Genomic DNA, 7,776 nt, shown 5'->3' with positions numbered 1-7,776 from the left:
AGCGAACGCGGTGAACGGGATCTCCGCGACCTCGGCTGCCGAGATCCATCGTTCGGTGTCCTGGTCGTAGACCGCATTCGTGTACTCGATCGGCGTCCACGCATCGTCGCCGATCGAGGAGATCGCGGTCTTGATGGTCGAGGTCAGACGCACGGTCACCGATACGTCGGCTCCGCCGCGGAGCGCGGCCGAGACGGTGGGATGCCCGTAGAACGCCGAATCCGCCCGCACCAGCGGTTTCGACGCTGCTACCGGCGTGGTGCGCGCTGCTGGGTCGGTAGCCGCCCGGCGCAGGTGCCGGGCGGTGGTCAGGGTGTCGGCGACCATCCGGCTGGCCCCACGCGCAGATCCGCACGCACCTTTACGGAGGCGTTGTCCGACGATCACCGGCGCCGCGGTGCCGGTGGTGACCGTGGTGATCAGCGCGTTCAGTCCGCGGACCCCGGAGTAACCGTACCCGGAGCCTTGTTTGCCGTGGCCGTGCACTTCGATGATCGAATCGTCGATGTCGACCAGCACCCGCCCGGTGTCGATACCCGCCACCAGCGGGGTGCGGGCGGCCAGGCCGCGCAGGAACCGGGAGGCGACGGCATCGAGTTGGCGGACATGTCCGAAGGTGAAGGTGCGCAGGAACGATCCCAACGTCGACGGTGCGTAGGGGCGGTCGAAGAGTGTTCCCATCGCCCCGTGCCGCAGCAGCGCCATGTCGGTGATGCTATCGGCGCCGGCGACCATCCCCGCGACCAGTGATCCGATCTTGTGGCCGGCGTGGGCGCCCTTGTCGGTCGGGACGCTCAGATGCTCGTCCGCGAGGCTGAGCAGGCCGTTGTCGCGAGCCAAGGCCATGATCGGGACCAGTCCGGCGGTCGACACGAGATTCGCGTCGTCGAACCTCGCCGCGGTGACGGGTCGGGTGTGAGAGAGTTGCATCTGCGAGATGCCCTTCGTGGTGGCCGAATTGTTTCTGTGAGAAGTTCAATTCTTTCACTACGACAGGGCATTTCGTTGTTACGACGCGCTGGTTATCTCCGCCGGTTCGGTGCATCCAGGCTTAGGCGTCCGACGACGTCGTTCTGCGTAGTTTGTGGTGGAAGTCCATGGTTGAGCCACGATCCGGTTGCCGGTCGTGTGTCATCGGTGGGCGGGTCGAGGTGTCAGCCGCTGGGCTTCTTCTTACGACGTCCAGCACGGACGTTCTTCGGTGTTTCGGGATCGGCCGCGAGTTGTCGGTGGACGATCGGGTACTCGGCGGGGACGTTCTGTTCGCGAAGACGGAAGTGGTTGGTGATGCAGGTCTTCAAGACCCGCCCGCCCTCGAAGCGTGCGCTGCGGGACCAGGAGCTGATTGCGTTGATCCGACGCGACCAGGGCGAGCCGGTGTTGGCGTACAACGTCGTGTTCGATCCGGCGAGCATCGGTGCTGGTTGGGGGTCAATTTCGTCCACGCCCGCTGGTAGGTGTGATCTATCTCCCCTCGGTGCATTCCTGGATTGCAGGCCCTCATCGCCGGTGGTGCCACTATGCGTGTGGCAGGTACTACACAGCACGAACCTACTAATGGGTATGTACGTACGTGTCCACAGCCCGTGACCTTGCATGTCCAAACCCGAAGGGGAATACCGTGACCGCAACAGCACCAGCTCTGTCTTTCGACCGAAACATCCCGCGCGACATCGTCCACCGCGAGTCGATCGCAGAGGTGTTTCTGACCGACGCACAGCCTTCGGGCAGTGGCGCAGTGTTCGCTGCCCAGCTCCCGCGGAACCACTCGTACTTCAGCGACCACCGCGGTACGGCGACGACGTACGATCCGCTGCTGCTGATCGAGGTGTTCCGGCAGGTCGCGATCTACTACGCGCACACCTTCGTCGGTGTCGAGCGCGCACAGAAGTTCATCTTCGGTGCCGCGGACTTCGAGATCGTCGATCGCGAGACGTTCAGGATCGGCTCGTGTCCCGGGCATTGCACCATCACCGCCGAGGTCCTCGAGGAGAAGAAGCGCGACGAGGTGGTGATCGGTCTGACGTTGGAGATGACCGCTTATATCGAAGGCCAGGTCGCGGCCCGCGAGAAGATGGCGTTCCAGTGGATGCCCCCCGAGGTGTGGGGCCGGATCCGTTGCCGCGGCCGCAACAGCCTCGGGCTCCCCGATGCCCACGAGGTGCCGGCCGCAGCGCCGGTCGCGCGGATGCGTCCGGGCGCGGTCGGTCGCCACAATCCGCGTAACGCTATCTTGGCGAATCCGACGATTGACGAGGGCGGTGCGGAGATCAGTGCGCTGACTGTCATCGACACCAACCACCCGTCGTTGTTCGACCACGCGCTCGACCACGTTCCCGGCATGCTGCAGTTCGAGGCCGCCCGCCAGATCGCGATGGCGGCAGCGAACGCGAGCCTGGGCTTCGACACGAACCGGATGGTCATGCACCGCCTGGAGATGAAGTTCGAGAAGTTCGGCGAGTTCGAGATCGATACCTTCGCGCGGGCGACGGTGGAAGCGGACCCGAACGAGGAAGGTGCCCTCGTCGCGACGATCCGGATCACTCAGGGTGAGGAGTCCATCGCCTCCGGCCGCGTCTACCTGCAGGTGATGCCGGTCGACATCTGGACGATGGTCCAGTGAGTCGACGCGGATCGTTCGTCTGGTTCGACTTCGGTGGGGTGCTGTCCCCGCCGTTGGACGAGCTTTTCGACAGCTACGCAGACCGCACGGGCATTCCGACGCCCGTCCTCCACGAGGCGATGGCAGCAGTCGGCGCCGAGTACGGGATGCCGACTCTGGCTCCGATCGAACTCGGCGTCGTTGACGAACGAACGTGGGTGCGCAAACTCCACGCCGTGATCGCCCAGGACTATCCCGGCATTGACGTGTCGCGCAGTCAGCTCGATTTTGGTCGGCAGTGGTTCGCTGGGCACCACGTCAACGAACCGGTTCGAGAGTTCGCCCTTGAGCTGGTCGAGCGCGGTGTTCCCGTCGGGATCTTGAGCAACAACGTGGTCGAGTGGGAACCGTATTGGCGCGCGATGGTCGACTTGGACGATGCGATCACCGATCTCGTCGATTCGTGCAAAGTTGGCGTGCGTAAACCAGATCCGGAAATCTTCGCGCTGGCCACCCGACGGAACAAGATCGCCCCGGAGGATTGCATTCTGATCGACGATCTGGCCGAAAATTGTGCATCGGCCCGGTCTGCCGGGTGGACGGCGGTGCAGTTCGTCGATGCAGAACAGGCGGTTGCCGACGTGCGGGGACTGTTAGGCGCGACTGTCACGTAGGTAGCCATCCGGCGCGATTAGCGCGGCGCGCCACGGCGGAGCGGGGGAGATCTGGCCGGTCACCGAGATTCTGTTGGAATCGTTCTCGTTCAGCCGTGGCGCGTCGTCGTCTGTGCGCAGTTCGACTGTCCGGCCGCTGCGCAAGAGGCGTGCCAGGCTCGTCGTTTCGTGCGTGGTCTGGTCGGTGATGGCGAGGTCGGTGACAAATCCCGACTGGAATTGACCGGAGATCATGTCTGAGAACCCGTCGTGAATGGCTGGGACTGTGAGCATCGCCTGGACTGCGTCCCGCACATCGGTCATTGCGGGGTTCATCATCCGTGACTGCAGGACGGTGTTGCCGACGACGACTGCCGCGGTGGCGACCCTGCGTCGCGACCAGTTGTTGAGGCACGCCTGGCCGGCGGTGCCGGCCAGTACTTCGGCAAGGCGCCACCCGAGAGTGAATGCGTCCTGCATTCCGGTGTTCAGGCCCTGTCCGCCGAGTGGGTAGTGGACGTGTGCGGCGTCGCCGATGACTAGGAGTCGGCCGTCTCTCATCTGGGATCGGTACCGGCCGTAGTCGCTGAATCGCGTGAGGTGCGAGATCGCGGTGAGGTCGGGGTTCTTGCCGAGGATCTGCGTCATCATCGTCAGGTACTCGGCTTGGGTGGGTGTCGTACGATCGGGGGCTGGTCCGCGGAAGTCCATTCCGATCACCCGGCCCTGGCCGATCGGGTTCGGGTTGTGCATTGTCCAACCGTCGCTGGTCGAGTTCCAGCCTGGCGGTGGGCCGTCGATGCCTGCGTGCGCGAGGCCGGAGATGGCGTTCATCGTCGCCGGGGTCTCGACGGACGGGAAGTGTCCGGAGGCGGCGACGAGGCTGCGGGGGCCGTCGGCGCCGACGCAGTACCGGGCGTTGACGGTGTACTCGGTGGTGCCGTCTGAGGCGTGGACTTCGACCATCGTGCCGTCGTCGCTGGGTGTCACCGATAGGGCGGTGTTGCCGCGACGAATGTCTGCCCCCTGTTCGCGGGCTCGCTGTTCGAAGGCCGCTTCCAGTGCGGCCTGGCCGATACCGGCTATCGGTGCTGGTTCGACTGCGGGGGCGCTAATGGTGAGACCTGCGACGCCGGCGAATTGGAACGGTGTGCGATGCGCGGAACCGGCCGCATCTGGGATCTGCGCCGGCGGGACCGAGGGCACGTAGCCGCGGCGAGCCAGATGCGAGAGGGAGCGGGCGTGCACGGTTCCCGCGCGCGGGCGGTCGTCGACATCGGTTCGGGTTTCGACGAGCAGCACGGCGATGTCGTGCTGGGAGAGCTCGGCGGCGAGCAGCATTCCAACTGGTCCGCCTCCCACGATGGCGACGTCGACGGTGGTTGCTGGGTCGGTCACGTCGCGCACCCCTCTTGCGTAGGTACAAGTTGCATGATAGCTACTATAGCAATCGAACCTACTAGAAAGTGAGAAGCCTTGTGACCGCCACTTCGCATGTCTCCACCGTCGAGGAGCAGACGCCGGCACCAAGCCGATGGACGCTGCCGATCGTGCTCATCGCCCAGTTCGTCACGCCCATGGCAATCGCCGGCACGGCCATCGCCCTGCCCAAGATCTCCGGCAGTCTCGGTGCGCAACCCACCGCACTGCAGTGGGTCGTCAACGGATTCAACGTCGCCTTCGCTCTGGGAGTTCTCGCCTGGGGCTCGCTCAGCGATCGGATCGGCTACCGGCCCACGTTCGCGATCGGCGCTGTTCTGTTTGCCGTCGGAAGCGTGATCAGCGCTGCCTCCCCATCGCTGCTCCTGCTCGACGGCGCGCGCATCGTCGCCGGCATCGGGGCGGCCGCGATCCTGACCGGGGCCAGCTCGATGCTGTCCAACGCCTTCGAAGGCTCGGCACGAACGAAGGCATTCGCCTTGTTCGGCACCATCAACGGCCTTGGCCTGGCACTGGGCCCGACCATCTCCGGACTGCTCGTTGCCGGCGTCGGCTGGCGCGGGGTGTTCCTCGTCCAGGCCGCCGTTCTCGCCCTCGCAGCGATCGGGTCCCGGACCCTGCCCGCCAGCAACCCCAACGCTCCCGAAGACGTTCAGCGCCCGCCGATCCTGGACCTCTCGCTCCTGCGAAACCGCGAGTTCCTCGCGATGTGCCTGGTTCCGGTCGCCGGTTCGATCGGCTTCGTCACGCTCCTGACCTACTTGCCCTCCGCCCTGAGCGGCATCAAGTCCATGAGCCCCGGTACCGCCGGCCTGACGATGCTCGCCATGACCATCCCGGTGCTGCTCGCTCCGACCGCAGTCGCCAAACTCGTCAACACCTTCCGCTCAGTCAGCGTCGGCTCGGTGGTGTACGTCAGCCTCGTCGCACTGATCCTGGGCAACATCGGAATCCTGCTGCTCTCCGAAGACCGCTCGATCATCTGGATCATCGTCCCGATGATCCTGCTCGGCCTCGGCTTCGGTCTGCCGATCGGCCTCGTCGACGGGCACGCACTCGCCGTCGTCCCCGCCGAACGCACCGGCACCGCCGCGGGCCTGTTGAACTTCTTCCGCATCGGCAGCGAAGCCATCTTCGTTGCCGGCTACGCCTTCGTGCTCTCCACGATCGTCGGCCAACACCTCACCGGTGCCGCAGCAAACGACACCGCAGCCGGTCAGCCGGGCCGACCCGACGTGTACCGCACCGCCTTCGACACCACCGTGGTCGGTCTCGTCGGACTGCTCGTTGCTCTCACCCTCGCTATCGTCCTCGTCCGCGGAAAGAACAACCGAACCTCAGAGGAGTCGTAATGTCTGCACCCACCCGCGAGAACGCTGTCAGATTCGACATTCGCACGGTCGCCAACATCCATCCGCCGTCGATGATCACGACCCGCGATGAGCCATCAGCGGGGGCCTCCCACAAGTCACCCTCCCGACCGGCCACACCGCCGTCCACCTCACCAGCTACGCCGACGTGCACCAGGTGCTGACCGACACCACCTTCATCCGGAGCGACACCAACGTCGACGACGGGCCGAGTTTCCTGCCCACGGTCATGCCCGAGGACATGCTGCTCAACCTCGACCACCCCGACCACGGACGCCTCAAACGCTTCGTGGCCGCCGCCTACAGCGCGAACACCATGGCCGGGCTGGCCCCGGCCGTACGCCGCCGCGCCGACTCGGCACTCGACGAGCTCGCCGGCCAGCTTGCCAACGGCGACACCATGGACCTCATGGTCGACTTCCTGGACCCGCTGACCATCGGGGTCAACGCCGACTACCTCGGCATCCCGCCGGAGGACATCCCGACATTCCGGCACCTGTCCCGCCAGATGCAGTTGGCCCACGACGTCGACGTCCCCCGACTCCTCGAGGACTTCTGGTTGCTCTACCACTACCTCGAAGACCTCGTCGCCGGCCGACGTGCACTGAACGCAGGTCTGATCCGCGACCTCCTCGACGCCCGCGATTCGGTCGACCCGCCCGTCACCGACGCCGAGTACGCCGCGACACTTCTCGGATCGCTCGTCGGCGGCGACCAGAACGTGCTGTCGGTGCTGTCCAAGATCGTCTACACCGCGCTCGTCGAACACCGGCTGTGGGAGACGATGGCCCGCAGCCCCGAGTCCATCCCCTCTGTGGTCGAAGAACTCCTGCGGCTCCTCCCCCTCGGCCGGATCTCCACCTTCCCGCGCATCGCTTCACGCGACATCGAGTTCCCGGGTGGAACGCTCCACAAAGGCGAGACCGTCTACGCCGATGCCCACGAGGCGAACCGCGATCCCGAGGTGTTCCCTGAGCCGTGGCAGGTCGATACCTCACGCGACGGCAAGCGTCACCTGCAGTTCGGGTACGGAATGCACCACTGCATGGGGTCAGCACTGGCGCGCATGGAGATCATCGAAGCCATGGCGGCCCTCACCACGCGCCTGCCCGACCTTCGGTTGGCGGCTAGTCCGGAGAGCATCGAATGGGACACCGGCGTTCTCGTCCACCGGCCGTTCAACCTGCCGGTGACCGCGTAGGCGCCGACCAGCAGAATGCAACCAATTGCGCATTCAGTAGGTAACATGAGAGTCGTAGGTACCGGAGTGTTGGGAAAGGGACGTGGTCGTCATGGCTGACAAGGATGGTCACCCTGACCTCGACGAGTTCGACCTGTCGAAGATTCTGAACGCGCTCTCCGACGAGAACCGTCGAAGCGTCATCGTGCAGCTCGCAGAGCAGCCCGACGATACGGAACAATTCTGCAGCGTGTTCGGGCTGCCGTGGGCACAGTCGACGCGCACGCACCACTTCAAGGTGCTGCGGACTGCCGGCCTCGTCTGGCAGCGAGACGTCGGCAACGGCCGGATGACGCGCCTACGCCGTGACGACTTGGAGACCGCGTTCCCGGGCCTGCTCGATCAGATCGTCGCAGCAGATCGGGCATCACGAGCCACCTCGACGTCGAAGGAAGCGGGCTAGCCCCGACCGTCGAACGGTCGGTGGGTCGATCCACCACCGAGGAGGCCCCGCACCTTGCGGTGCGGGGC

At 65.4% G+C, this 7,776-nt stretch carries 8 protein-coding genes; 5 read left to right on the top strand and 3 right to left on the bottom strand.

Going from position 1 to position 7,776, the window contains the following annotated elements; genetic code table 11:
• Both LDQ05_RS18765 and LDQ05_RS18760 read right to left on the bottom strand, forming a co-directional pair.
• Positions 1 to 930, bottom strand: a 930-nt coding sequence (locus tag LDQ05_RS18765; RefSeq protein WP_226438467.1) for an IS1380 family transposase, incomplete at its 3' end; no start/stop codon positions are given.
• A gap of 224 nt (positions 931 to 1,154) precedes the next feature.
• A complete protein-coding gene (locus tag LDQ05_RS18760) occupies positions 1,155 to 1,415 on the bottom strand; it encodes a hypothetical protein (protein WP_226438466.1) in 261 nt (86 codons plus the stop codon).
• 158 nt (positions 1,416 to 1,573) lie between these two features.
• On the opposite strand from LDQ05_RS18760, the gene LDQ05_RS18755 reads away from it, so the two are divergent.
• Together LDQ05_RS18755 and LDQ05_RS18750 are read left to right on the top strand one after the other, a co-directional pair.
• Positions 1,574 to 2,623 (top strand): AfsA-related hotdog domain-containing protein, encoded by a 1,050-nt coding sequence (locus LDQ05_RS18755; protein ID WP_308013278.1) that lies wholly within the window; start codon positions 1,574 to 1,576, stop codon positions 2,621 to 2,623.
• Positions 2,620 to 3,276 (top strand): HAD family hydrolase, encoded by a 657-nt coding sequence (locus LDQ05_RS18750; protein ID WP_226438464.1) that lies wholly within the window; start codon positions 2,620 to 2,622, stop codon positions 3,274 to 3,276. Before LDQ05_RS18755 ends, LDQ05_RS18750 begins: the two co-directional genes overlap by 4 nt.
• Here the strand turns inward: LDQ05_RS18750 and LDQ05_RS18745 are convergent.
• Positions 3,256 to 4,782: an FAD-dependent monooxygenase gene (locus LDQ05_RS18745; RefSeq protein ID WP_226438469.1), complete on the bottom strand. Its 1,527-nt coding sequence runs from the start codon at positions 4,780 to 4,782 to the stop codon at positions 3,256 to 3,258. The genes LDQ05_RS18750 and LDQ05_RS18745 overlap by 21 nt on opposite strands.
• Positions 4,783 to 4,805: 23 nt before the next feature.
• Between LDQ05_RS18745 and LDQ05_RS18740 the strand changes: the two genes are divergently transcribed.
• The 3 genes from LDQ05_RS18740 (at position 4,806) to LDQ05_RS18730 (ending at position 7,708) form a co-directional block, all read left to right on the top strand.
• On the top strand, positions 4,806 to 6,047 hold the full coding sequence (locus LDQ05_RS18740) for an MFS transporter (RefSeq protein ID WP_226438463.1): 1,242 nt from the start codon (positions 4,806 to 4,808) through the stop codon (positions 6,045 to 6,047).
• Between the two features lie 175 nt (positions 6,048 to 6,222).
• Complete coding sequence (locus LDQ05_RS18735; protein WP_226438462.1) at positions 6,223 to 7,266, top strand: cytochrome P450; 1,044 nt, start codon at positions 6,223 to 6,225, stop codon at positions 7,264 to 7,266.
• 91 nt (positions 7,267 to 7,357) lie between these two features.
• Positions 7,358 to 7,708, top strand: coding sequence for an ArsR/SmtB family transcription factor (locus LDQ05_RS18730; protein ID WP_226438468.1), 351 nt, complete (start codon positions 7,358 to 7,360; stop codon positions 7,706 to 7,708).
• Positions 7,709 to 7,776 lie beyond the last annotated feature (68 nt).

This window comes from Rhodococcus yananensis (assembly GCF_020515525.1).
In the GTDB taxonomy this organism is placed as follows: domain Bacteria; phylum Actinomycetota; class Actinomycetes; order Mycobacteriales; family Mycobacteriaceae; genus Rhodococcus; species Rhodococcus yananensis.
This window is presented reverse-complemented; position numbering and strand designations above follow the sequence as displayed.